General features: G+C 62.0%; 17 protein-coding genes and 2 pseudogenes. 14 read left to right on the top strand and 5 right to left on the bottom strand.

Translation table 11 applies throughout. The annotated features are described in order from the left end of the window. A partial coding sequence (locus tag GE027_RS19010) for a sigma factor (protein ID WP_153558805.1) occupies positions 1 to 555 on the top strand: 555 nt, incomplete at its 5' end. A 72-nt stretch (positions 556 to 627) separates the two neighbouring features. Here GE027_RS19010 and GE027_RS22875 read toward each other — a convergent pair. Further along, positions 628 to 852: a hypothetical protein gene (locus tag GE027_RS22875; RefSeq protein WP_162006821.1), complete on the bottom strand. Its 225-nt coding sequence runs from the start codon at positions 850 to 852 to the stop codon at positions 628 to 630. A gap of 88 nt (positions 853 to 940) precedes the next feature. On the opposite strand from GE027_RS22875, the gene GE027_RS19005 reads away from it, so the two are divergent. The 11 genes and pseudogenes from GE027_RS19005 to GE027_RS18960 all read left to right on the top strand — a co-directional run bounded on the left by GE027_RS19005 (position 941) and on the right by GE027_RS18960 (position 14,899). Further along, on the top strand, positions 941 to 2,389 hold the full coding sequence (locus GE027_RS19005; protein WP_162006820.1) for a phage major capsid protein: 1,449 nt from the start codon (positions 941 to 943) through the stop codon (positions 2,387 to 2,389). 153 nt (positions 2,390 to 2,542) lie between these two features. Further along, positions 2,543 to 2,710: a hypothetical protein gene (locus tag GE027_RS19000; protein ID WP_153558803.1), complete on the top strand. Its 168-nt coding sequence runs from the start codon at positions 2,543 to 2,545 to the stop codon at positions 2,708 to 2,710. Further along, positions 2,688 to 4,607: an AAA family ATPase gene (locus GE027_RS18995; RefSeq protein WP_153558802.1), complete on the top strand. Its 1,920-nt coding sequence runs from the start codon at positions 2,688 to 2,690 to the stop codon at positions 4,605 to 4,607. The genes GE027_RS19000 and GE027_RS18995 overlap by 23 nt, the downstream gene beginning before the upstream one ends. Positions 4,608 to 4,913: 306 nt before the next feature. Next, positions 4,914 to 5,231 carry a winged helix-turn-helix domain-containing protein gene (locus GE027_RS18990; RefSeq protein ID WP_153558801.1) on the top strand — a complete coding sequence of 106 codons (318 nt, stop codon included), beginning with the start codon at positions 4,914 to 4,916 and terminating at the stop codon, positions 5,229 to 5,231. A 75-nt stretch (positions 5,232 to 5,306) separates the two neighbouring features. Next, complete coding sequence (locus GE027_RS18985; RefSeq protein WP_153558800.1) at positions 5,307 to 5,549, top strand: hypothetical protein; 243 nt, start codon at positions 5,307 to 5,309, stop codon at positions 5,547 to 5,549. Next, a pseudogene (locus GE027_RS18980) lies at positions 5,546 to 6,556 on the top strand (recombinase family protein); the annotation flags it as partial. The gene GE027_RS18985 and the pseudogene GE027_RS18980, both read left to right, overlap by 4 nt. Next, positions 6,510 to 6,755, top strand: a pseudogene (locus GE027_RS23795) (hypothetical protein); the annotation flags it as partial. The pseudogenes GE027_RS18980 and GE027_RS23795, both read left to right, overlap by 47 nt. Before the next feature lie 237 nt (positions 6,756 to 6,992). Next, on the top strand, positions 6,993 to 7,397 hold the full coding sequence (locus tag GE027_RS23150; RefSeq protein WP_202617474.1) for a hypothetical protein: 405 nt from the start codon (positions 6,993 to 6,995) through the stop codon (positions 7,395 to 7,397). Between the two features lie 236 nt (positions 7,398 to 7,633). Next, entirely contained in the window at positions 7,634 to 8,440 is an 807-nt protein-coding gene (locus GE027_RS18970) for a ParA family protein (RefSeq protein ID WP_153558797.1), read from the top strand. Positions 8,441 to 9,028: 588 nt separating this feature from the next. Continuing rightward, positions 9,029 to 10,582: a BBP7 family outer membrane beta-barrel protein gene (locus GE027_RS18965; RefSeq protein WP_153558796.1), complete on the top strand. Its 1,554-nt coding sequence runs from the start codon at positions 9,029 to 9,031 to the stop codon at positions 10,580 to 10,582. A gap of 126 nt (positions 10,583 to 10,708) precedes the next feature. After that, positions 10,709 to 14,899 carry a COG1361 S-layer family protein gene (locus GE027_RS18960; protein ID WP_153558795.1) on the top strand — a complete coding sequence of 1,397 codons (4,191 nt, stop codon included), beginning with the start codon at positions 10,709 to 10,711 and terminating at the stop codon, positions 14,897 to 14,899. Between the two features lie 209 nt (positions 14,900 to 15,108). Here GE027_RS18960 and GE027_RS18955 read toward each other — a convergent pair whose 3' ends face one another. Next, positions 15,109 to 17,976, bottom strand: a complete 2,868-nt coding sequence (locus GE027_RS18955; protein WP_153558794.1) for an NACHT domain-containing protein — start codon at positions 17,974 to 17,976, stop codon at positions 15,109 to 15,111. 284 nt (positions 17,977 to 18,260) lie between these two features. Between GE027_RS18955 and GE027_RS18950 the strand changes: the two genes are divergently transcribed. Together GE027_RS18950 and GE027_RS18945 are read left to right on the top strand one after the other, a co-directional pair. Further along, a complete protein-coding gene (locus GE027_RS18950; protein WP_153558793.1) occupies positions 18,261 to 20,138 on the top strand; it encodes a hypothetical protein in 1,878 nt (625 codons plus the stop codon). A gap of 260 nt (positions 20,139 to 20,398) precedes the next feature. Next, entirely contained in the window at positions 20,399 to 23,707 is a 3,309-nt protein-coding gene (locus tag GE027_RS18945; protein WP_153558792.1) for a PAS domain S-box protein, read from the top strand. On the opposite strand, the gene GE027_RS18940 is transcribed toward GE027_RS18945, so the two are convergent. The 3 genes from GE027_RS18940 to GE027_RS18930 all read right to left on the bottom strand — a co-directional run bounded on the left by GE027_RS18940 (position 23,646) and on the right by GE027_RS18930 (position 26,631). Then, the gene (locus GE027_RS18940) at positions 23,646 to 24,326 is read right to left on the bottom strand and encodes a hypothetical protein (protein ID WP_162006818.1); all 681 of its coding nucleotides are present in this window, start codon (positions 24,324 to 24,326) and stop codon (positions 23,646 to 23,648) included. The two genes, GE027_RS18945 and GE027_RS18940, sit on opposite strands and share 62 nt — an antisense overlap. 194 nt (positions 24,327 to 24,520) lie before the next feature. Continuing rightward, the gene (locus GE027_RS18935) at positions 24,521 to 25,225 is read right to left on the bottom strand and encodes an SDR family NAD(P)-dependent oxidoreductase (protein ID WP_153558790.1); all 705 of its coding nucleotides are present in this window, start codon (positions 25,223 to 25,225) and stop codon (positions 24,521 to 24,523) included. 35 nt (positions 25,226 to 25,260) lie between these two features. Continuing rightward, positions 25,261 to 26,631, bottom strand: coding sequence for an NAD-dependent succinate-semialdehyde dehydrogenase (locus tag GE027_RS18930; RefSeq protein WP_153558789.1), 1,371 nt, complete (start codon positions 26,629 to 26,631; stop codon positions 25,261 to 25,263). Positions 26,632 to 26,693: the final 62 nt, after the last annotated feature.

Below are 26,693 nucleotides of genomic sequence, written 5' to 3'. Positions count from 1 at the left end.
AAGATCGCCCGCAAACTTTATCCGCAGCGGATTGAACGCGATGACTTGGTTCAGATTGTACTGACCAACTTCGTCAACAAACCTCCGATCTGGAAACCTTCGAGCGGCGCGGCTCGCACGACCTTCATCTATCGATGCGTCTACTGCGATCTGGTTAACGCGATCGATCTAACGCGACGCAAGGATCGAAAATTTCGGCAGGCACCCGTGCCAGAGGTGACCCAAGACAAAGCTGGAAACAGCCATGTCGAGGATGGCCTGCAGTCTGGCGAGAAGCCTTCGGACTACATCGCACCGAAACCTACCGAGGCTGAAATCCTTCGACACATCGAAGGCGAAAAAAACCGGCGGCTTTGCAGTGCCTACATCAAGCACAAAGGCAACGCCACCAAGACCGCCAAGGAGGTCGGTGTCTCTGACAAAACCGTCCTTCGCAAATTGGCGAGGCTAGCCCCAAAGCTTCTTCGGGCAGGCTACGAACCACCACCCAAGCTCAAGGAAGAACATGGATTCTACATTCGAGCACGCGGCCCCGGCAGGAGTCGCGGTAGCTGATACGCTCCTCATCGCTTCGCCCGACGTACGGATCGAAGCCAAAGGCCGCTCGCCGACGGTATCGATCGTTGCCTATACCGGCGGTTTGATGAACGTCGGTGGCTGGGGACCGGTTGCATTGGAGCTTTCGGGCATCGATGCATCGGCCGAGCAGGTATCGATCCTGGCCGACCACGATTCGTCGCTTGGCGGGATCGTTGGGCATGGCAAAGCCGAGATCGCGACCGGCAAGTTGTTGGTTCGCGGTTTGATCACGCCATCAACGGTTGCCGCAAAGCAGGTCATCGAGTTGGCCAAGAGCGGGTTTCGTTTCCAAGCGTCCGTCGGTGTCACGCCGACACGCTACGAACGCGTTCGGGCGGGCGAAACGGTCGAAGTAAACGGCGTGGCGATTACCTCGCCCGCCAGTGGGTTAACGCTCGTTCGTGCGGGTGTGCTTAAGGAAGTATCTATCGTTGCGATTGGGGCAGACGGGAATACGTCGGTCACGATTTCCGCGGCTTACAAGAAATTGAAAATGAACGAAACCGAATCGGTTGATCAAACGGCCGAGACCATTCGCACCGAGGCGGTTGCCGAAAGCAAACGTATCGCTGCGATCCGCCGGTTGTGCGGAACGCAGCATGGTGACATCGAGGTGCGGGCCATCGATGAAGGTTGGGACGCAACCAAAACGGAACTGGAGGTCGTGCGAGCTTCGCGGCCGAAGGCGCCAACGTACTCTACGCAGCGAGGAGCGATGGCCGACGGGAACGTTTTGCAAGCGGCTATCCTCTCGCACATGGGATACGAGGCCGTTGCCGAGAAACGTATCGGCGCGGACGTTACCCAGCGAGCCCGTGATCTGCAGGCGACCAACCTGCTCGATCTCTGTCGGGCCGCGCTTCAGATCGATGGACGCGAAGCGACTGGCGGACGCGACGGGATGATTCGAGCAGCATTGTCATCGTACTCGCTGCCGGTTGCACTCGGCGATGCTGCGAACAAACTTCTTTTCGAGGCGTACCGCGAAGCGCCCGCCGCATGGCGTTCGTTCGCGGCGATCAAGTCGGCAACGGACTTCATGGACCACGTTGGCGTTCGTCCAAGCCAAACCGGCGATTTGGATGAATTGCCGCGCGGGGGTGAAATCAAACACGGCAGCATCGAGGAGGCGACATACAAATTCTCGATTGATACGTTCGCCAAGATGCTGTCGATCGATCGCCGCGACATCATCAACGATGACTTGTCGATGTTCGATGATACCGCTCGGTCGCTGGGTCGCGCAGCGATGCGATCGCTCAACGATCTCGTGTTCAACGTCTTGCTGGCTTCGGACGGGACGTTCTTCAAAGCCGCCAATGGTAATTACGACGAAGGCGTTGATACCGCATTGGCGGTTGAATCGCTTCGCGTTGGTGTTTCTCGGATGCTTTCGCAACGGGACAAAGAGGATCGCAATCTCGACATTCAACCTCGGACGTTGTTGGTCCCGCCGGAACTTCAGCATACGGCAAAGACGTTGCTGGAAAGCGAGTACCTGCGTCAGACGGCAGACAACACGCCGACCGGCAACGCGATGCGGAACATCGTTTCGCTAGAGACGGAACCGCGTTTGTCGAACACTGCACGTTTCGGCAGCGCAAGTGAATTCGCTTGGTATCTGTTCGGAAGCCAAGCCGATATGCCGATGATCGTCGCGTTCCTACAAGGCAAGCAATCGCCGACGGTCGAATTCTTCGGGTTCGATGCCGAGCCTAACAAGCTCGCAGCGACCTGGCGCGTCTACTTCGATTACGGAGCGGCGATGGCCGATCACCGAGCGGCTTACAAGGCTAAAGGCGAGGCGTAGGCATCTGCCGCGCAAAGACCGGTCTCTACACCGGCAAACCACCTACCAATCGACCCAGCCAATCATTCGCCGGCGGATGCGGCGTTTCTGACTTTGGGTTTCAGGATGAGACGTCGCGTCCGCCTTTTTGTTTCTATTGCAGAGCGGAAGGTCATGGACGAACCGAAAAACAATGTCGGCCGCTATCGGTTCGATGTCGCATACGAAAAGCCACGCAAAAATGCCCGGCAACGGCGCATCGACGCCCTACGAGTGTGGCTATTGAAACAATTTGATCGCCGACAAACGGAGGCCGTCAATGACGAATCCTCCAAGGGTTGAATACGACAACATTCCCGACGAGCTCAAAGCGATCCCGCAATGGGTTTGTTGGCAAACGATCGTCCGCGATGGCAAACCAACCAAAGTAACGATCGAGCCGTCAACGCGGCGATTCGCCAAGGCCAACGATCCCTCGACATGGGATACGTACGAAGCGGCCTGCGATACGCTCAAACGCCACCCGAATCTATCGGGCATCGGTTTCGTATTCACGGCCGAGGATCCGTATGCGGGCGTGGACATCGATCGTTGCCTGAACGCCGACGGTGCGTTCGTGTGGGGCGCGGATACGGTTGCCGCCTTGGCAACATACACCGAAGTCTCGCCGTCGGGGACGGGCGTGAAGGCGTTTCTGCGGGCCAGCAAACGCGGCGTATCAAATTGTCGTAAAGACGGGTTCGGGCCGGATGGCGTTGGCGAGATCGAGGTCTACGACCAGAACCGGTTCTTCGCCGTTACCGGCCGCACGATGCCCGACACGCCGCACCAAATCGCCGACGGGCAAGACGCTTTGGACTCGCTTTGCAATTGGCTGTGGGGCGACGACGCGCCCGACAAGCCGAATGCCGCGCCAAGACGAAGAAAGGCGTTCAACGAATGTCTGGCCGACTTGATGGCGATGGATTTGATCGACCACAAAGACGGTTCGCATCGGTTGTTCGCCGCCTGCTGCCGTTGCGTTGAATACGATTTGCGCGACCAGGAAGCTTTGGAATGCATCAGTGCCTACCATTGGAAACGGCCGCTCCCGATGCTACTCAACAACGATGCCGTTCTTCGCCGATTGCGAGACGCCGAATGCAAGGCCGATCGCGGATGCAAGATCCCATCCGAACCGTTCACATTCAAACCGATCGGCCAGTTGATTGCCGAACATCCCGAGCTTCGCAAGCCGGTTATTCACGGCTTGCTACGCGAGGGCGAAACGATGAACGTGATTGCCAGCCCGAAGGTCGGCAAGAGTTGGCTCGTGACCGATCTGGCGTTGTCGGTTGCAACCGGCCAGCCCTGGCTCGATGGCTACGCTTGCGAACGCGGCGATGTATTGATCGTTGACAACGAATTGCATAGCGAGACAACCGCCAACCGGATCCCGAAGGTAATGAACGCTCGCGGTATCGATCTGGCCGACGTTGCCGACCGCATCTTCGTGGTCAACGTTCGTGGTCGGCTACAAGACATCCAATCGCTCGCAGCCGACTTCGAATCGATCGAACCGGGCCGGTTCAAATTGATTGTGCTCGATGCCTTCTATCGGTTCATGCCGAAGAACACCGACGAAAACGACAACGCCGCGATGGCAGGCGTCTACAATCTCATCGATGCGGTTGCCTCCCGTCTGCGTTGTTGTTTCGTACTCGTTCATCATTCGAGCAAAGGAAACCAGTCCGGCAAGAGCGTAACCGACGTCGGCGCGGGAGCGGGAAGCCAATCGCGGGCTACCGATACGCATTTGATCCTTCGTCAGTACGAACAGCCGGATGCAATCGTATTAGACGCAGCCGTTCGCTCATGGCCACCCATCGAACCGCGTTGTCTCCGGTTTGCGTTCCCAACATTCATGCCGGCAGATGATCTCGATCCGCTCGATCTCAAACCCGAGCGACCGCGCCGCAAGAAGCAGCGCGAAGCGCCGGAGACGCCATCAACCGATCCCGAAGAGCTGGCCGAGCAGTTCGCATGCGACTTCGTTTCGCCCGAACCGCAAACGATGGCTGCGATCCTCGATACGGCCGTTGAAAGCGGCATGGCGCGGCGAGCAGCCGAACGGTTGCTCAAGCGGGCAGAGCGAAGCGGAAGGTTGCATCGGTGGTCTCGGGATGCGAACCGGCATGTTCGATTTGCTTCGGTTGCCGAACCGAAACCGGTCGTGACAGACAGCACGCACACCCCCTAGTACCCCCAGGGCGTGCGCGGTTTCACGCGACGCCTGGGACGACGCGCGGTGCGCGTCGTCTGACATGCCTTAGGTACTTCGGCCAAGGGGTAGGCCGAGCTCAGGGCCACGGGAACAGCCACGGACCATGACACAATTTGTTTTGATTGTCCGAACTTTTGGCGGGATGAAAAAAGCCCGGAAAATACTGGGAAAACATGGCCGGAACTAGCTGGATGTGTTTTTCAATCAGAGGTAACTGTGTGGTCCCGTTGGCAACGGTTGCCAACGAAAACGAAACGCCCCAAACAAACGGGAACCAAAACGATGGCCGCACGAAAGACCAACACAACCGCCAAGAAAACGACCGCCCGCAAAACCGCCAAGAGCGCGAAGCAAACGCCCGCCAAGAAGGCCGACAAAAAGATGTCGCAGATCGACGCGGCCCTGGCGATTTTGAAGAAGGCCCGCAAACCGATGAGCTGCAAAGAGATGGTAGAGGCGATGGAGGCCAAGGGCCTTTGGAAATCGCCCGGCGGGAAAACGCCCGACGCGACCTTGTACGCCGCGATCCTACGCGACATGCGAAAGGGCGCCGACGCCCGATTCAAGAAGGCCGCGCCCGGCCGCTTCACCAACGCGTAGCGGCAACGCCGACAACCGCCCTTCACGCCGCGAGGTTCGCCGCCTCGCGGTTTCTCGATTTATCGGAACCCAAACATGCCAAACCCAAACCAAACGTATTACGTTGCCACCCTGTCCCGCTACGTGCTAGTCGAATGCGAGTCCGAACACGATGCCCGAAACGTCGGATTTGATCGGCTACGCCAGCTCTACCGCGATGAACGGCATCCCAATGCCGATTCAATCGATCCCCATTCCGTGTTGGTCGTCCGCCCCGCAACCGATGCCGAAATCGATCTCTGGCAATTCCACCAACGCATGACGGAGGCCGAGCGATGAGCAAACGGAAATTGATTCCGGCGGTCGGCTACGCTCGCCGCAGCACGGACATGCAAGAACGATCGATCCCCGACCAAAAGGCGTACATCGAAAAGTGGGCCAGCGAAAACGGATGCAAAATCATTCGCTGGTTCATCGACGACGCGCTCTCGGGTACGAGTACGCGCGGTCGCGATGCATTCGCCGACATGATTGACGCGGCCGAAAACGGACGCGACTTCGATGTTATCGTATGCTACGACATCGCTAGGTTCTCGCGCGGCGGAACGAACGAGACCGGCTACTATTTGCATCGCCTTCGTATGGTCGGCGTTCGGGCCGTCTTCGCGGCAGACGGTATTCCCGAGGGCGACGAAGGCGAATTGATTCAAGGCGTCAAATCATGGCAGGCCCGTCAGTATTCATTGAAGCTGGCGAAAGATACCATTCGCGGTCAAATCTCAAACATCCGCGAACGCAAATCCGCGCCCGGTGGGATCGCTCCGTATGGCTACGATAAGCAGGTCGTTGCGTCGGATGGAACGGTTTTGCGAACGCTTCGTTGGATGCCCGACGGGAGCAAGCAAGAATACGACGCGGCCGGAAAGCTGCTTCGGGTGATTCCCAAGGGCCAACACATCAAGAAGGCCAAGAGCGACGTCATTCGCTACGTTCCCAGTACGCCGGACCGCGTTGAAACGATGCGGCGCATGTTCAAGCTCTGCGTGAAGGGCTACGGCTTCCATTACATCGTCCAGTTGCTCAACAAAGAAGGCGTCCCGTCTCCGGCGGGACAGGCATGGAACGCATCTCGCATCGGCAAGCTACTCCGTAACCCATGCTACAAAGGCGCGATCGCATGGAACCGGCATTCAATGGGTTCGCTCTTCGGTTTGGATTCGCAAGGGACGCTCCGTCCGCGAACCAAAAAAGACTGGCGAAAGAACCCGACCGAAGATTGGATCATCAGCGAGGGCGTGCATGAACCGTTGGTTGATGTTGATACATGGGATGCGGCGCAAGCCGAGATTCAAAAGCGAAGCCGCCTCGGTGGCAAAGCGCGGCCGACGTGCCGATCGCTGCTGGCCAGCCTCATCGTATGCAAGCGATGCGGAAACCCCATTCGGCCAAGTATGGGACCGGCGATGGGACGGCCCGAGAGGCGACGGCATGCGCTACTACCGATGCATGGGCTACCATCGCTACGGCAAAACCGTCTGCGGATTGGTAAGCATCAACGGGTACAACCTCGACGAATTCGTTTTGGGAGCGATCAAGCAGGCGTTGCTCGGCGATCACGAAACCGTCAAGCAAGCGGTCGATGCATTCGTCGATACGGTTCTCAAACCCAAGGCCGCAGACGCGAAACCGAAATCGAACAAACGCGAACTCGATCTACTCAACCGCAAAATCAAATCGACGGTTGCCATGTTATCCGATCCCGCGTTCGACGGCATCGATGAATTGAAGACCACCCTGGCCGACCTAAAAGCCAAACGCGACAAACTACAAAACGCATCAGCCAAGCGAACGCCCGCCAAACGCGAATGGACGAAAGCCGAGCTTCGCAAATGGGCCTTGGAACAATTCACGCAGCTCGACAACGTCGCCAATAGCGGCGATGCATCGTTGGAAGAACGCCAGCTAGTCGAAGCGTTCGTGCAACGCATCGAGGTCGATCCCGAAACCAAGACGGGGACCGTCGTGCTAACGGCCGATCTCGAAACCGCGTTAAACGCGACGTCCACACGGGAACCCCGAGGGGACTGGCGCGCGGGTGTGGGGGCGGCACCCCAGGCTCGCGCCTGGGGCTACCACATGTCGCCACTGCTGTGGCTGATGCGCCCGAGCTTCGCACCCCTTACATAGATTCCGTTAGTGCCAGGAGCTTGTAAGTCGCAGAGGCGTTGAGTCTGGGAGTGACGCACGGCTTTCCGAGCCGGGAAAGCGCTACTGGGGCGGCGGCGTTTCTCCGCGCCGAAGCGAGCTGCGAGAAAAACAGCTTCGCTCTGGCGGCCGCCGGACCGCTTTGCTATGACTCGATCTGCTCGGTCGCCTTTGCGTGCGACCATGCCACGGTGCAAATCAGAATTGGAGCTGGAACAATGCGCTCGATCGCAGTAATCAATCAAAAGGGAGGCGTGGGTAAAACCACCAGTGCCGTAAATCTATCGGCGGCCTTGGCCGAAGCGGGCAAACGGGTCTGCCTGTTGGACTTGGACCCGCAGGCCCATGCGTCCCTGCACTTGGGCGTCAGCATGCCCGCCGGCGAGAGCATGTATGAGGTACTCTGCTGCGATGCCTCGATCGCCAGCGCGCGAACCTGGATCAACGACAACCTCGCCTTGGTTCCCGCCAACTTGGACTTGGCAGCCGCCGAAATGGAACTGGCCTGCGAAGTGGGTCGCGAGGTGATCCTGAAGGATCGCTTGGAAGCCGACGAGGAACCGTTCGACTTTCTGATTCTGGATTGCCCGCCCAGCCTGGGTGTGTTGACGATCAATGCGTTGGTTGCGGTCCAGGAGGTGTTCCTGCCCCTGCAGCCCCATTTTCTGGCCCTGCACGGGTTGAGCAAACTGCTGCGAACGATCGAAGTGGTTTCGCGGCGTCTGAACAACCAATTGCGACTTTCCGGCGTCGCCCTGTGCATGTTCGATTCGAACACGCGCTTGGCCGCCGAAGTCAGCAGCGATGTCGATGAATTCTTTACGGCGACCAAGAGCCAGGGCGGCATCTTCAGCCGCGCCCGGTTCTTCGAGACCCGCATCCGCCGCAACGTGCGGCTGGCCGAAGCGCCCAGTTTTGGCAAATCGATCTTCCAGTACGCCCCGCAGAGCAACGGCGCCGAGGACTATCTGCAGCTTGCTCACGAGGTCCTGCATCAGTTCGAAGAACAAGCCGTCGCGGCCTAACGATCGCGCAAGGCGGCGTTCCGCAACCACGAAGTGACGTTCGCGAGGTACTCCTAAGCACGTCGCAACATTTCATTCGGCTTTGCTCTCCCACTGGGAGAGTCGGGCTCTTAGGCCCGGAGAGGGTTTTCGTAGGGCCCTCCCCGGGCCTAAGAGCCCGACCCTCCCGCTGCGCGGGAGGGTGTTGTCGCGGGGTTTCACCGAAAGATTCATGCCGACGTGGTTATGCCGGGCTGCTCTGCCGAGCTGCTGCGACTCTTCTCGGCTGGCCGCAGCTGAGCTGCTCTGCCGAGCTGCAGAGTTGTTCTCGGCTGGGACAGCCGAGCTACTATGCCGAGCTACTATGCCGAGCTACTATGCCGAGCTGCTGCGACTCTTCTCGGCTGGGACAGCCGAGCTACTCTGCTGCTGATTTCTGGGCGGTTTGCGGCGACTGTAACGATTAGCCGCACTCTGACGATTTTTCGGATTATTCGGATTTTTGCCGATGGATCCGAGTTTTGTTTGCCGATGTTGCTGGTGAGACAACCGAGGCGGGCCGACGTGGCACCGCTTTGATTGCAATCCCCCCAGCACTTCGGTGTCATCGTGCAGACAAAACAACTCTCCTGGATCGCGGCGTTGATCCTTTTGGCGACCATCGCCACCACCGCCACCGCTCAACAACCTCGCCGGCGTGCCCCCAGCAAAGCCGAACGCGTGGCTCGCGCCAAATGGCAACCCGTGCGAACGGTTCAGAACACCGAACACGCACCGCTGCCGCCCTCGATCAAGACCGAGTCGGTTCCGGCTGGCGAGATCGTCCTGGGTCCGGTTCATCAAGGACAAACAGTTCACCCGGGGGAAACGGTTTATCAGGACGGAGCGATCTATCACGAAGGGGACGTCTACCACGACGGTGGTTTGTACGATCACGGTGGCGGGTATCCGGGCGGTTTGGCCTGCGACGCAGCCGGCGGCGGTTGTGACGCACTTCCCTGCAACCGCGTGGGCTGCCGCGAATGTGGTCCCGTCGGTGGTGCCGGCTGGCGTCCTTGTATCACGCTGTGTGCCCCGCAAGATGGCTGGGCATCGTTTGAATACCTGCTGTGGTTTCAGGACGGAATGGATCTGCCGCCGCTGGTCACCACCAGCGCCGCGGGCACGGCTCGCGCCGAGGCCGGTGTGCTGAACACCGCGGGCGTGCGAACGCTGTACGGCGATGACGAGATTCTGACCGACTCGATCAGCGGCGGCCGCTTGCGAGTGGGCATCTGGCTGGACGCCTGCCACGACTGGGCGGTGGAAGGGGAGTTCTTCGCCACGGCCACCGAGTCGGATACGTTCACGCAGACCAGCCCTCAGGGCGGTACCATCCTGGCGCGTCCCTTTTTCAACGTCTTAACCGGTGCCGAGGATTCGGAACTGGTCAGTTTCCCGGACGTGATCGGCGGCACGGTCACGGTCCAGGCTGAAACCCAACTGCAGGGCGCCGGCGTGACGTTCAGCCGTCTGATGGCTTGCGGCGACGGCTGCGGCGATACGATTTTCTGCGGCCTTCCGCAACGCTACACCCATCGTCTGGAAGGCTTGATCGGATACCGCTGGCTGGAACTGGATGACTCGCTGAGCATCAACGAGGCCTTGGTCGCTGGCGATGGAACCTTCAACATCACCGATCGCTTCGACGCCCGGTCGCAGTTCAATGGCGTGGACTTCGGCGGCCGTTACCGCCGAACCCGCGGCTGGTGGACGCTGGACCTGATGGCCAAACTGGCGATCGGTACCACTCGCGAGAATGTCACCATCAACGGCACAACCGTCACCACGACGGCCGGCCAGAGCACCACGGCGCGGGGCGGACTGTTGGCCCAGCGGACCAATATCGGAACCTACAAACGCGATCGCTTTGCCGTGGTCCCCGAACTGGGCGCCAAGGTCGGATACCAGTTGACCGAACGGCTGCGAGCCACCGTGGGATACACCTTTATCTACTGGTCCAACGTCGTGCGAGCCGGCGACCAGATCAGCCGCGACTTGAACCCCAACCTGCTGCCGCCCGAAGCCGATCCGTTCAGCGGAGCGGAGCGGCCGGCCTTTGCCTTCCGCGACTCCGACTACTGGGTCCACGGAATCAGTTTCGGTGGAGAATATCGCTGGTAAGCCTTATGCAGGTCAGGCCGACCTGCCGATACACCCAAACAGATTCTGTCCGGATGGTGACGTTCATGCGGTAACCACCGGTTGTAAGGCACGGTTTTATCGGGGTCGTGGAAAGGATTCCCATACATGGTTCTCAGTCGCTTGTTCAACGGATTGCGTCGTCGTAGCCGTCCTGCCCGCACGCAGCGCCGCAGGCTGAAGCTGGAACGGCTGGTCAATCGCGAGCTGATGGCTGCCGACCTGGGCGTGATCACCGGAGCGGTCTACACCGACCTGGCCGGCGATGACACCATCGACAGCATCGTCGACACCAGCGGCACGACCATCAATGATCCACGGCTGAGCAACGTCGACGTGACGCTGTACCTGGACGACGGAACCACGCCCGGCGTGCTGGATACCGGCGCCGGGGCCGACACCCTGATCGGCAGCGACACGACCGACGCCAATGGCGTGTTCCGCTTTGAAAACCTCTCGCCCGGCCAATACCTGTTGGTCCAGTCGGCCGTCAACGGATTGATCTCCAACACCGATCCGGTGATCGTGACCGTCACCGACGACGACGGCGAAACCGTCCAGTCGATCGATGATTTCTCGGCCACGCTCTCGACGCTCTCGGTCGGCGACGATGCTTCTGCCGACGCCATCGGGTCCACGACCGACAACAGCATCCTCGGTGGTAACCGAGTGGTGATCCTATCGAACGTCGATGATGGCGTGGCCGGCGCCGGCGGCGCGGCAGTCGAGGTTCAGGTCACCAACGGTCAGTTCCAGTTCGACTCCAGCCAGCAAGCGGAACTGACCGCACTGGTCCAGTATGACGGCGATGCCGATGGGGTCAGCGCGCTGAATACCAGCGGCCTGGGTGGCGTCGATCTGGTGCAAGGTCGCCAGGGCGCCGGACTGCTGCTCAGCTCGCGAGCCGACCAGGCCAACGGCCAGATCACGGTGCGGGTGTATACCGATGCGGACAACGCTTCGGAAACCACCCTGACGATCCAAAACCAGGTCGCGTTCGATGAACTGTTCGTGCCCTTCGATTCCTTCGTCCAACTGGGCGGCGTGGGACCGGCGGACTTCAGCAACGTCGGCGCGATCGAGTTTGAAATCAACGGCGTCCCGTCCCTGGACGGAGCGATCACGCTGGTCGGTTCGATCGCACCGGTGGAAGTCACCCAGAATCTGGCAAACTACGAACCGCTGACCCTCGGCGATACGGTCTTCCGCGACGACAACAACAACGGTGTTCAAGACGCCGGCGAACCCGGCATCTCGGGCGTCGATGTGAACCTGTACCAGGACACCGACGGCAACGGGACGTTGGATCCCAACACCGACACGCTGGTGGCCAGCACGACCACCGCCGCCGGCGGATCCTATTCCTTCAGCAATCTCGCTCCCGGCGAATACCTGGTCCAGATCCCCAGCACCGAATTCACCGCCGGCCAACCGCTGTACGGGTTTACGACCAGCACCGGTAATGACCCGGTCGCCGATCCCGACGATAACCAGGACGGCGTCGACGACGGCAGCGAAATCGCCGGCGCAGGCGTCGCCTCGGCCGCCATCACGCTGGTCTCTCGCGGCGAACCGATCGACGACGGCGATACCGATCCCAGCACCAACCTGACGGTCGACTTTGGCTTTGTGCCCGAAACCGACCTGATGGTGGCCAAGGAATTGTTGACCACCACGCCCATCGCCGGCGGCGAAGCCAGTTTCCGCATCACCGTCACCAACAACGGCAACCTGGAAGCGACCAACCTGGTCATCGAAGACGCAATCCCTGCCGGCCTGACGTTCGACCGCGTCGAAAACGTCTCGGCCGGACTGGACCAGCCCACCGTCTCCGGCGCAACCGTAACGGCCACCGCATCCAGTCTGGCGGTCGGTGCTTCGCTGTCGTTCGACATCATCGTGGACATTCCGTCCTCGGCCACGGGCAACGCGATCGTCAACCAGGCCAGCGTCACCGCCGACGAACAGGACCCGGTTCCCGCAAACAACAGCGATAGCGCGGCGGTGCCGATCACGGTCCAAACCGACCTGCGGATCGAAAAATCGGCTGACCTGACCACCGTCGCCGCCGGCGGCACCCTGACCTACACCCTGGTCGTCACCAACGACGGACCCAGTGATGCCACCGGTGTCAGCGTTACCGATACCCTGCCGGCCGGAGTCAGCTTTACCTCGGGCAACGTCGGCGGCGATGCCGCGGCGGTCAGCGAAACCGGGGGCGTGATCACCGCGACCGTGGGCGATCTGGCCAGCGGTGCGTCGCAGACGATTACGATCGTCGTGGGCGTCGACAGCGACGCCGAGGGACAAATCTCCAACACCGCCACCGTCACCAATACGCCTGACACCGATCCCAACGACAACAACGACAGCTCGACCGTGGCGGCAACGATCGAACGTCAGGTGGACGTCGGCGTCACCAAGACCGCCAGCGCCGATCCGGTCGCTGGCAATCTCATGACGTACACGTTCGTCGTCACCAACACCGGTCCGGGGGACGCTCGCGGCGTGACCGTCACCGATACCCTCGACGGCAACCTCTCCTTCGACTCGCTGGACGCCGGCACCAGTGGCGTGACGGTCAACGCCGCCGGACAGGACCTGACCTTCACGGTCGGCACGCTGGCCTCGGGCGCTTCGGCCACGTTCACCATCGACGTCCTGATCGACTCGATCGTGCAAAGCGGTACCGGCATCTCCAATACGGCCACCGTCACGACGACCGACGTAGACACCAACGCGGCCAACGACAGCGCCACGGTGGCCGTCACCGTGGACCGCCTGGTCGATCTGGTGATCACCAAAGACGACAACGTCACCAGCGGCGTACCAGGTCAACCGGTCCAGTACACGGTCACGGTCACCAACGATGGCCCCAGCGATGCCAGCGGCGTGCGGATCATCGATACCCTGCCAGCCGCCTTTACCGTCACGGCGGTCAACCAAGGCAATACCACCTTCGTCAGTGCCAATGGCGTGCTGACCTTTACGGTTGGCCAATTGGCCTCTGGTGCCAGCGAGACGGTCACGATCACCGGCACCATCGATAGCTCGGCGACCGGCGAACTGGTCAATACCGCGGTCACCGAAGGCAACGAAACCGAATCCGACGATACCAACAACGAAGCGGAAGTCCGCACCGCCTTGGAACCGCAGTTCGACCTCGTTCTCTCCAAGAGCGCTCTGGCCGAAGTCGCTCCCGGCGGCAACTTGACCTATTCGATCACCGTCTCCAACGCGGCCGGTCCCAGCGATGCGACCGGACTGGTGATCACCGACACCCTGCCGGCGGGAACCACGTTCGTCAGCGGCACGGTGAACGGTCAAGCTGCGACGGTAAACGGCAACGTGGTGACCTTCGATGCCGGCACCCTGGCCGCCGGCGATGACGTGACGGCTACCCTGGTCGTGACCGTCGCGGCCGACGCGACGGGCACGCTGTCCAACACGGCCAGCGTTACCGCGGCCGAAAACGAAGCCAATACGGCCAACAACTCCGACACCGCCGACACCCTGCTGGTACCCGATGTGGACTTGGCGGTGCAGAAAAACGTGTCGGCCACCGCCGCTCAGGTCGGCGGACAATTGACCTACACAATCACCGTGACCAACCAGGGCACCTCGACCGCGACCAGCGTGACCGCGGCCGACACCCTGCCGGCCGGAGTCACTTTCGTCAGCGGCAGTGGGCCGGACGGAGCGTTGACGGCCAATGGGCAGAGCGTCGACGTCAGCCTCGGATCGCTGGCGGCCGGAGCCTCGGCCACCTTCACCATCGTGGCGACGATCGATAACGACGCGACCGGTGATTTGGTCAACAGCGTGATCGTGGCGACGCCGCAAACCGAAACCGACGACACGAACAACACGGCTTCGGCAACCACGACCGTCGATCCGGTGCTTTCGACCCTGGCCGGCGTGGTCTACGTCGACAGCAACAACAACGGCATCCAGGACGCGGGAGAACGCGGCATCGCGGGCGTGACCATTACCCTGGCCGGTACCGATACGCTGAACAATCCCGTGACCCGCTCGGTGACCACCGATGCCAACGGTGCCTACCGCTTCGACCAACTGCCGGCCGGAACCTACTCGGTCACCGAAACCCAGCCGAGCGGATTCGTCGACGGTATCGAAACCGCCGGGACGGTCGACGGCAACGCTTCGGGAGCGACCGTCACGAACAACCAGTTCTCGCAAATCGTGCTGGGACCCGACGTCGATGCCGTGATGTTCAACTTCGGCGAGCTGGACGAGCCGTTCTCCAAACGGCGTTTCCTGGCGTCGACGATCACTTGACCTGAGGGGGCCATGGCTTCTCCGACGGGGGGACGAGAAGCCTGGTGAGCGAGGGCGACGAGGTGGACCTTTCGTCGGCGGGAGCCGGTGGAAAAGACGAAAGAGCCACCCGTCGCCCTCGCTTTTTTTTCCACACAGGCCCAAAGCCTCTGCCACCATAGTAGCTCGGCTGTCCCAGCCGAGAAAAAACAGTAGCTCGGCGAGCCATGCTACGTTCCGCGCCGAGCGACCGAACGCACCCGCAGCGTCTGGTAACCCATCGCGGCCAGCGTCGCGATCGACAGCAGGAAACTGGGCACCAGCCACCACGGCCGGTACACGAATTCGACTTCCCATCGTCCGGCCGGAAGAAACACGGCCTGGCCGAGGTAGTCGACCGGCAGCACCTCGGCCGACTCCCACGCGGGGACTCCGTCGGCCCCGCCGGACGATACCGGTCCGGCGGTAACGTCTGTCGATGTCGCCGAAGGCAACCGCCGGTAACGACCGTGCCAATTCCCGTCCTGATAGGTCGCCCGAGACAGCAACCCCGCGGCCGTGGGTTCGACTTGCACACGCACCCGGTCACTGCTCCAAGCCATCACCTCGATAGGCGTCTGCCGAGACACGTTGGCCAGCAACCCTGTCGGCGGATCGGTGACCGCGAAGTTTTCGTCTTCGACAAGCGGCACCGCGAGGTTCGATAGACCAGGAAATAATTCAGAAGCTTGCACCGGAGCTTCTGCGAAGGCGTCTTCCCAGACACCAAAACGTTCCGCCCAATCCGCGGAGCTGACTGGGCGACGCGGTGCGATCCTTTGCCAGGTCGTGTGCCACGCGAAGGCATCCACCGTGGTCGGTCGTGGAAAATTCGCATCGATCATCAGTCGTGACTCAGCCAATCGCACGCTCTGCCCCCGATCGGTTTCGGCGGCAATCGTTCCTCCGCTGCTGTGCGCCCAAGCACTGATTCCCCACCGTCGGCCGACGGCTCGCCAAAACCGCGTTTGCGCTTCTGCACCGCGTCCGGCATTCCACTCGGCAGCCGCCACGGCGGCACTCTGGTAGCGCTGGGGCGTGATGGACGTGGCGCTATTAAAAATGCGGTGTCCCGCGGACAGGTGCCAGCGTCCCTGGAGCCCCAGCCGTTCGCTGGCCGCCACCTCGGCGACACGTCGCCCGAGCGACGTGCGGCTCCAGACTGCCGGCGCTTCGGGCCCGGTCCGCAGCAGCGTCCGCGCCCCGATGGCATCGGCATCGGCGATGCCCCAGCGATCCACCCAGCGGATTTCTTGCGCTGTGGATACCGCTGCGACCAGCGGATAATTGATGGCCAACAGATCGATGACCAGCAGTCCGCACAACAACCCACCGGTCCACCGCCTCGAGAGCCACGGACGCTGGTGCGCGTATCGCAGCAGCAGCCAAGCCGCCGACGCGACCAGGGCCACGTGGGTCAGGCTGTAGGACCAGTCGCCGATCGCGGCGGCCCCTCGCAGCGGGCCCCAATACGCGTCCGGTGCAATCTGGCCTTCCAGCCAACTCGCGATCGCCCCGCGCAGCGGACGCACAGCCAAGACTGCCGCCGCGGCACCGCATCCCACAGCGGCTACCAACCATCCCCGGCCCGGCGTCTGTTGTCGGCCCCGCGTCTGTTGTCGGCCCCGCGTCTGTCGTCGGCCCTGCGTCTGTCGTCGGCCCTGCGTCGGTTGTCGCTCCAATAGCCCCGTCAGGCTGCGTCCCGCTGCGACAGCCAGCCCCATCGAAACGAAGGGCAGCCACTTGGCGGGATAACGAAACGCTTCATAGCCGGGCAGCAGCTTCGACAGCAACCAGTACGGACTTCCCGTCGCCGGGTCGATGCCACCGGCATCCACGCCGAACCAGCCGAGCAGGGCTCGCCAAACCCACAGCGGACCGTAATGCCCTAGCGCCATCAACACTCCCAGCGGAAGGATCACGTCCCAGGCGTCCCAGCGCCAGCGTTTCGCGCACGGGCCTCCGCGACGGGCTCGCCCTTGGCGAACGTAGTGAGCGGCAGCCAAACACAGCGTCAACACGCCGCCGTACAGCGACACCGTCCACACCCGACTGTCCGCCGGCAAAGCTGCGCTCAGGCGCTGGTAGACGGGAAACAATCGGCCCCCAGCGTAGGGGACAGCCAAGTCCAAAAACTGCCACGGCGCCGTGCTGTAGTCATACATCCCATCCGGCGGCGCGAACCGGCGAGCGCTGTGACGCGCCCAGTCCAGCGATGCGGCCACCTGCGGCAGGGCCAGCAACACCGCCAGCAGGATCGCGGCCAGCATTGGCAGGACGCGTCGTCCCCTGCCGGATTCGGCTGACCTCGCTAGCCCCATCGCCGAACGCCCCGCATCCGCGTCTTGCCCGCGTTCGAGCCGCCTTGGATCCGGTCGCTCGGCTTGCCCTTGCCGTTGATCACGCCGCCCGAGAATCCGCCTCCACCCTGCCGCCAGACTGCGACCGGTCCAGACCAGGACGACCAAAACACCGACATGAATCGCGGTCTGCGGGTCGCCGCCCAACACCGGCAGCGCGAACACCGTACCGGCGGCCAGAACCGCCGCGGTACCGCCGCGGTCCAGCAACCTCAGGCCCAAAGACACCCCCAGCGGCAACCAAGCCGCCCCGACCAAAAATGGCGGATTGCAGTACAGGAAAACAATCGGTCCCGACAGTGCGTAGGCCAAGGCGCCGAATGCGGACGCCATCGGGTTCGCGCCGGCAGCCCGCAGTGCGACCGACGCGTTGACACCGGCCAGAACCCAATGCAGCAACACATACCACGCCATCACGGCCGCCGCCGGCAGGGGCAGCGCAAACAGCCATCGCGGCGGATACAGCAGGGCCGTGGTGGTTTCGCCCAGGACCGGCAACCCGGTGTGGTCCAGCGGATTCCAAAGCGGGACCTGCCCCTGGCCCACCTGTTGGTCCAGCCCGCCGTAAAGCGGCGCGTAGAAATGGCCGACGTCGCGAAACGCTAGCCGCTGGCCCCCTAGCAAGCTTGTTCCCAACAAAACGCCGCCGGCCAACAGCACGAGGACCGCAACCCATCGATAGCAGCGGGATTCGGGCATAGCAGGCGGCTCGTCGATCGAAGCAGAAAAGCAAGCGTTTTTAACGTTCTACCTTTTCACCGTAGCGAAAATCGTCGCCGGCGCGACCCAGGGACGACCACCTTTTGCTAGCAAGCACGGCATCAAGGAATACTGTGGAAAGCTCTTTACCGCAGGCCGGAATATCGACTAGGATCGCCCTATCCATTCTGTCACCACCGTCGCGTTCGGTGACAAGTTCATTTGGAAAAGCGCCGGAGAGACCCGCGCGCCACGAAAGGAAGGATCCGATGGGCGGAGTCCCGATGCTACTGGCTCTGGCAGTAGTGACCGTAGATTACGGCTACGAACCCGACGGCAAGGGCGGTGTGGAGTACATCGTCCAGGTGACGCCGGAGGAGTTCGAACACGCCAAGCAGGCCGGCGAAATATCCAGTACGGTCGACGCCTCGGTACGAGGTCGTGTGTCGCGGTTTGTGCTGCGCGTCGGCAACGATCCGCTGCCTCGCGATCCCGGCCCCGAACCTCCTTCGGTAGCCCAAGCCCAAGCGTTTCAGTCCCCTGCGCAGCGAGACCAGGACCACGTCCCGATCCCCGCCATCCAGGACGATCCACCCTCGGCTACCCCGATTCCAGCCCTCGCTGGCGGTAGTGCCGAGTCGGTGACGCGGGCCAAACCGCAGGAGGCCGCGCCGATGAGTCTGCCCGGCGAGTTGGCTGAGACGGCCCAGGACGCCCTGCAGCGGAGCCGGCAAGCGGCCGAGCAACAGTTGCGGGCCGATGCCCAAAACGCCGTCGATGCCGCCGCGCAACAAGCCCAGCAGTTGGCGCGGCAAGCCACCGAATCGCTGCAGAGCCAGCCTCAAGGCCAGAATCCGTTTCGCCGCTTGCAAGCCGGCGACTCCGCCGCCGAGCCGCCCGTGCGGACCGCCTCCACCGCCGCCAATTCGCCTGCGACCGGACCGCAGTTTCCCAGCACTAATCCGATGCCCTCGAACGCCAGCGCCCCGGCCGCCCAGAGCGCTGCGGGACCGCAGACCGCTCAAGCCGGCCCGGGCCGCTCCGCCGGTGCGCCGAGTGAAGCTACCGCCTCGAACCTCCAGCTACCCTCCACCGTCGATAACGGGCGCGACGACCGCTGGGACCGCGAACGAACCACGGTCGCGGCCGGCGGAAGCAGCACTGCGTCCGCCAGCGGCGCTTCCACGCCGACCCCAAACGCATCCTCCTCGGCTCTGGGGAACTTCGGCGCGCCACCACCAGGGCTGGCCGATCCACGCCTGCCCGCATCGGCCCTATCGCAGCAATCCAGCCCGCAGCAATCCAGCCCGCAGCAACCGGCGCCCCGCCCGCAAACCGCGGCGTCTGCTGGAACCACGGCCGGGCCGGCCACCAGCACTCCTTATCGCTATGGGGACAACCCGGATCGCTATGGGAATAACACGGCGACGGCTGACCAGGGCGGGAACGCGACCACACCGCAACACGCCTACGCCGGTCAAACCCAGGCGGGCCAAAGCCAAGGCGGCCAGTACCAGCCAGGCCAAGCTCAGCCAGGCCAACCCCAGCCAGGGCAACTCCAGCCAGGCCAACCCCAGCCAGGGCAATACCCGGCGGGTCAGTACCGGCCGGGGCAATATCAAACGCCCGTCGCGGGCCAGAACAACGCCGCCGGCGCGTACGATCCACGGACGCAGTCGCCGGTCGGCAACCCGGCTCCGGCAGGCGGCTACGCCAACCAAAACTATGGCAGCGCTCCCTATAACGCGTCTCCTCAAAACCCCGCCGGTTATGCTCCCGGCAGTGCTCCGGGCGCGCGGTATTCCCCCCCAGCGAACCATCCCGTCGGCAACGCTCCCCCCCATCCTCAACTCGCGTCCAATCGCACGACCGGTGCCGGCGGCCGCACCGGGTTGCTGCCGGGCGAGACAACCGCGACGCAGAGTCCATCGGATTTGGATCTCGACGCGGCGACGATGCCGCCGAGCCGACCGGCTGGGGACGACGAGCGCGGCGCGCTGCCGCAGCAGGCGTTCAATCTGCTGTTGCTGTTGTCCTTGATCGCCAACGCTTATCTGATCATTCACATGACCAAATTGATCCAGCGCTACCGCGACTTGCGGGTCAATCTCCGCACCGCCACCGCGGGCAAAGCCAAACAGACCACCGCCGCAACCGCCTAGCGGCTTGTCGAACTAGTGAGCCGTTTGGGGGATGGTCTCGGTTTGGTCAGCGAAGAACCGGGGGCTATCGCCCAAACGGCTCACATAGACCATGCGTTTTCCATCTGCCCCCCGCCTGATCCGATGGTGGCGAAATCATCTGCCCGCGGAAAAAAACGTTTACAATGCAGCGGCCAGAGAATTAAGCGCTTCTCCACGAGCGATCCTGGTGATACGGTTACCAGTCGACACGCTTTTTCATTCAAGAGAACTGCTGGGCGATGAAAGAATCAAGCTCGACTCGTGGCAACGCGGTCACCGATCCGCAACGTCTGGCGAGTCTGCGAGCGACCAAGCTGCTCGACAGTGCTCCGGAACGTTCCTTCGACCGCCTGACCGAATTGGCCAGCAGATTGCTGAAGTGTCCCGCGTCGGTCGTCACGCTGGTCGACGCGGATCGTCAGTTTTTCAAGAGCTGTGTGGGATTGCCCGAACCCTGGGCCTCACGCCGTGAGAGCCCGCTGAGCTATTCGTTTTGCCGGCAGGCGGTCCTCTGCGACGCTCCGTTGATCGTCAGTGATTCCCACAGTGACGATCGCGTCAAGGACAACCCAGCGGTCGCGGAATTGGGCGTGCGAGCCTACGCCGGCGTCCCGGTACGCACCCGCTCGGGCCACGTGCTGGGTTCCTTCTGTGTGTTTGATACCGTGGTCCGCGACTGGACCGAGACCGAGCTGGACATTTTGCACAGCCTGGCGGAGTCGGTGGAATCCGAGATCGAACTGGTCACGATCGCCGCTCGAGAACGCCAGCAGCAACAGTTGCTGAAAACCATCATCCAACAATCGCCACTGGCGATCAGCGTGGTCGACGACCAGGCCGAAGTCTCGCTGTGGAACCCCGCCGCCGAGCAAATGTTCGGCTACTCGGCCGACGACGTCCTCGGCCAACGCTTGCCGATCGCTTGCGCGACGCCCGGGCAGGAATTACCTTCGGTGCTACAGCGTCTGGCCAGCGGCACGGCGCCGCAGGGGCACGCGATACGTTGTCGGCACCGGGCCGGTGAAACCCTGCATATCAAAGTCGCCGCCGCCGCGCTCCCCGATTACGAGGGAGAGGCTGGCCGCAGCCTGTTGATCTTCGATGACATCAGCGATCAGGTCCGTGCGGACCAAGAGCGTGAGGACCTACTGCAGCAGGTCCAGGAAGAGAGTTCGCTGATGAAAGCATTGCTCGACCAGTTGCCGGCCGGAGTGGTGGTTGCCGAAGTGCCCAGCGGACGCGTGTTGTCGGTCAACGAACGCGCCATGGAGCTGGTCGGAGACAGCATCCCCGGCCCAATCGATCCGCAAGTGTCGGCCAGCTATACCGGGTATCGCCCGGACGGTCGTCGCTACGAGCCAGAGGAATGGCCGCTGGCTCGAACCATTTTGGACGGAGAAGCCATCTCGAACGAGGACATTCTGTTGGAGGCCGCCGGCGGCCAGTTGCGACGGTTGTTGATCAGTTCCAAACAGGTCGCGGTTGGCGATCGACAACCGGCCCGGGCCATCACCACGATGACCGATGTGACCGAACAAAAGGAGCTGGAGGCCGCTCGACACCGCAGCGAGGAACAGGCTCGTCAAATTCTGGCCAGCAGCCAGGACTGCATCAAGATTCTGGATCTCGACGGACACCTGCTTTCGATGAGTCCGGGCGGGGAGAAACTGCTGGAGCTCGACAGTGCGGAACGGTTGATCGGGCACCAGTGGACCGACTTCTGGAGCGGTGTGGATCGCGACGCCGCAGCCGCTGCGATCGCCGCGGCTCGGCAAGGTCGCGCGGGCCGCTTTCGAGGCGTCTGCTTCACCCGTAAATCGAAAACCAAGAAGTGGTGGGACGTGATCGTGACGCCGATCACCGGCGAGGACGGTAGTCCCGAACAACTGCTTTCGATCTCGCGGGATGTCACCGATTCGGTCCTGGCCGAGCAGGAACGCGAAGCCTTGATCAAGCGCGAAGTCCAGGCCCGCAAGGACGCCGAACTGGCGCGAGAGAAGTACCGCAACTTGGTCGACGGCCTGGACGCCATCGTCTGGGAAGCGGACGCCAACAGTTGGGAGTTCACCTTCGTCAGCGAGCGAGCCGAACAGATCCTGGGCTACCCCATCGAACAATGGCTCGGGAACCCTTCGTTCTGGCCCGGCATCATCCATCCCGAGGATCGCGACGATTCGGTTGCCCTCTGTCGCAACGCCTGTCAGCAATGTCGCGACCACGATTTCGAGTACCGAGCGATCACGCGCGACGGCCGGACCGTGTGGCTGCGCGATATCGTCTACGTGGTTTCCGACGCCGATGGCAAGCCGGACCAACTGCGGGGTGTGATGGTCGATGTCACCGCAAAGAAAGAATTGGAACGAGAACTCATCGAGCGAGCCGAACAACTCGGCGAGATGGACGCCCGCAAAAACCAGTTCCTGGCGGTTCTGGCGCACGAACTGCGAAACCCCTTGGCCCCGATCGGCAACGCGGCTGAACTGTTGCGATTCTGCAGCGACGATCCGCAACAAATCGCCGAGATCAGCGACATCCTCCAAGGCCAGGTCTCCCAGTTGGTCCGCTTGATCGACGACCTGATGGACATCTCCCGAATCACACGCGGAAAGGTCAAACTACAGAACGAACCGGTCTCGATCCGCGAAGTCCTCGAGACGTCGTTGTCCTCGGTGCGACCGGCCTGTGACCAACAACAGCACACCCTGCGTTCGCATATCGAAATCGATCCCGCCACGACCGTCGTCGGCGACCGGGTGCGGCTGGCCCAAGTCTTTACCAACATCCTCAATAACGCCTGCAAATACACGCCGCGCGGTGGCACGATCGAGTTGTGCTGCCGGACCGTCGACGAGCAAGTGCAAATCAGCGTCGAAGACAACGGAATCGGCATCTCATCGAAAGATGCCGAAACCATCTTCGACATGTTCACGCAGGTGGAAAGCTCCGTCACGCGCAGCCAAGGTGGCCTGGGCATCGGGCTGACGTTGGTGAAACAATTGGTCGAGATGCATCGTGGCAGTGTCGAACTGGACCCGAATCACGACGCCGCCGGAAGCCGGTTTGTGGTTCGCCTGCCGCTGGTAAAAAACACGTCCTCTCCGGCCCCTCGTCCGGCTCCACCACAGCCGCTGAGAACGCTCGAGGTGGTCGTCATCGACGACCTGCCGGCGGTGGCCACGTTGCTGGTTCGACTGATCGAAGCCTTGGGACACAACGTACAGATGTGCTTGACCGCTCGGGAGGGCATCGCTCTGGTTCAACAGCACAAACCCGATGTGGTGTTCTCGGACATCTGCATGCCCGACATGTCGGGCTATGAAGTCGCCCAGAGCCTGCGTCAGCAGCCCGAACTGAAGGACCTAGAAATCGTTGCCATGACCGGCAACGGCCAGCCGGAAGACATCCAGAAAGCCCGCCAGGCAGGCTTCGACCGACACCTGGTCAAACCTGCCAGCGTTGCCGTGCTGCAAAAAGTTTTCGACGAGGTTATTGCCGCGCGGCTTCGTCGGGATTCGGCCGGTTCAGTGCTGCTGCCTCAAGATCGCTAACGTGCACGATCCATCGCTGCTTGATCTCCACGCCGCTGCGGCGTTCGAGGCTGCCGCGCACGACCACCTGCTTTTCGTTCAGGCTCTCTGCCATCCGGCGGAATTTGGCTTGCTCGCCGAAGTCCAGTTCCCAGGTGATGCCTTTGGCGGTGATCGTTGTTCCCGTCGTCTCGCCGCCGATCGCAAAGATACCGGTGCGCAGCGTCCCCACCACGGTGACCGTGATGGATTCCTCGGCTTTCGTCGCCCGATCGGCGCCGCCATTCGGATCCGAATCGCCCGGCAACTTGGTATCGTTGACGCTGCGGACCCCTGCTCGGCGAATCTTCAGCAGATTGTAACCAAAGCCGGGGCCGGCCATCCGAGTCGCCCCGACGCTGAAGCGTACGTCGCCCTGCCGGTCGATCATCGGCTGCATCATGATCAAGTTGGGTCCGGGGGCGGTACCGACCAGGACCAGTTCCTTTTCAAAGTCGACCTGCGGTACGGCTTTCTCGCCATGCCACGCTTTCCACAGTTTCTCCCAGGTGGCGGCATCGCTGATCACGCCGGATTCGGGGGCCAGCTCACGCCGCGACGCATCCGGGTTCTTGCCGGCCCAGCGCTGCGTTACGTCCACCTGCCTCAGCTCGTCGTCAGCGGTTGCTGCGGCAGCGGCAGTAAGAACCAGCGGGGCAAAGATCGTCGCGAAGCAAATGACAAGAGTACGCGGTGCGAACATCAAAAAAGTCTCCACCTGAGTTAAACGAACGGTCCTTCAGTAACGACGTATTCCGTTTCGACGAGTTCCCAGAAAGCCCAAAACCACAGACTTCAAACGCGCACCCGTGACATGCCTCCGTCGACGGCGATCACCTGACCGGTGATCCAGTCCGATTGGTCGCCGAGCAGCAGGGCGGCGACATTGGCAACATCGATGGGTTGCCCGACGCGTTTCAGCGGATACCGTTTCGCCATCGCTTTTCGCTTCTCCTCGGTTTGCAAGAATCGTTCGGCCAAGGGGGTGTCGGTTAGGGCCGGCGCGACGCAATTGACGCGAATCGCCGGAGCCAGCTCTGCAGCCAGCGAGCGGGTCAAACCTTCGACCGCACCCTTCGCCGCGGCCACCGATGTGTGCATCGCCAGGCCTTGCGAAACCGCCACAGTACTAAACAGCACAATGGCCGCCTGCTGTGCGGCCTTCAGCGCCGGCAGGGCGGCTTGAACACACTGGACGGCAGCCACCACGTTCAATCGATAATCCTCCAACAACAGCTCCGGCGTAATACTGCGCAGCGGCGCCAACTGGATCGAGCCCGGACAGTAGGCCAGTCCATCGACGACCTCGGGCAACTGTTCGCGGCGGAGGGTGGCGGCCGTAACATCCGCTTCGATATGCGACACCTCGGAAACAGTGCCCAGGTCGCCCCGCGTCCGCGAAACCACGGTCACGGCAGCCCCGTCGGCGCGAAGCCTCCGGACCAGCTCCAGGCCGATGCCATGGCTGCCGCCGATGATCAGATAATGCTTGGAAGTCATCGAAGGTTGTCCGTAAAAACTACGTCTACGTAAAACTATTTAGGGCCCAGGTTGATCAATTTCTTGTTGACGAATTCCAGGATTCCCAGGTGCGATAGCTCTCGGCCGTAACCGCTGCGTTTCACTCCGCCGAAGGGCAACTCCGCTTGGCTCTTGGTCGGCTGGTTGATGAACACCATGCCCGATTCGACTTTCTCGGCAACGCGACGCGCACGCTGGACGTCTTTGCTGAACACGCTGCCGCCCAGACCGAAGGACGAACGGTTGGCCAACTGAATCGCTTCGTCTTCGTCACGGACCACATAGACGGTTGCGACCGGGCCGAACAGCTCTTCGTCAAAGGTCGGACTGTCGGGGGTTACGCCGGTAAGGATCGTGGGATTGAAGAAGGCGCCGGCGCGATCCGGTCGGTCGCCGCCCAGGACGACCTTGGCACCTGCATCGATCGCCGACTGGACCTGCTTCTGCAGCTTTTCCGCCGCCGACTCGGTGCTCAGTGGCGCCAGCGTGGTCTGCTCGTCCAGCGGGTCGCCCAGACGTCGCTCGGACATTTTCTGTTTGAACTTTTCGAGAAATTCGTCGGCCACCGCCTGGACGATGATGAATCGTTTCGAAGCCACGCAGGACTGGCCGGCGTTGACCAACCGTCCCTGGACCGCGGCTTCGGCCGTCTCGTCGATGTCCACATCCTCCAGCACGATGAACGGGTCGTTGCCGCCCAGCTCCAGAACCGACCGCTTCAGATGTTCACCGGCGACCGCGGCGACCGCCTGGCCCGCTCTTTCGCTGCCGGTCAGCGAGACGCCCTGGACCCTGGGGTCGGTGATGATGCTTTCAACAAACTCCGACGGGATCAGCAGATTGGTGAACACACCTTTGGGAAATCCGCTGTCGTGAAACAGTTCCTCGATCGCTTCGGCGCACTGCGGCACGTTGCTGGCATGTTTGACCATCACCGTATTGCCCGCCATGACATTCGGCGTCGCAAACCGGATGACCTGGTAGAAAGGAAAGTTCCACGGCATGACGCCCATCAACACCCCCAGCGGTGCGTACTGGAGATACGCGTCCACGCCTTCGACATCCAGCGGTTCGTCGGCAAGGAATTCTTCCGCTCCATTGGCGTAGAATTCGGCGATGTTCGCACAGTATTCAATCTCGTACTGGCTTTCCGAAATCCGTTTGCCCATGTCCAGGGTGATCAACCGCGCGTAGTGATCGGCTCGCTCGCGCAGCCGAGCCGCCAACCGCAACATACACGCCTTGCGTTCGGCGAACGTGACCTCTTTCCAGCTCTGGTAGGCCTGATCCGCCTGCTCGATGGCGGACATCACCTGCTCCTTGGTCAGGGGCTGGAACGTTTGCAGGGTTTCGTTGGTGGCGGGATTGACGCTGGTGATGGTCATGGCAGGTGGTAACCGAGTGCGAGGAACGAAACGGAGGGCATCGTGGCGTCGCCGACAGTCGC

The organism is Roseimaritima sediminicola, assembly GCF_009618275.1.
In the GTDB taxonomy this organism is placed as follows: Bacteria; Planctomycetota; Planctomycetia; order Pirellulales; family Pirellulaceae; genus Roseimaritima; species Roseimaritima sediminicola.
The sequence above is the reverse complement of the archived record's forward strand: the minus strand, read 5'-3'. Positions and strand labels throughout refer to the sequence as shown.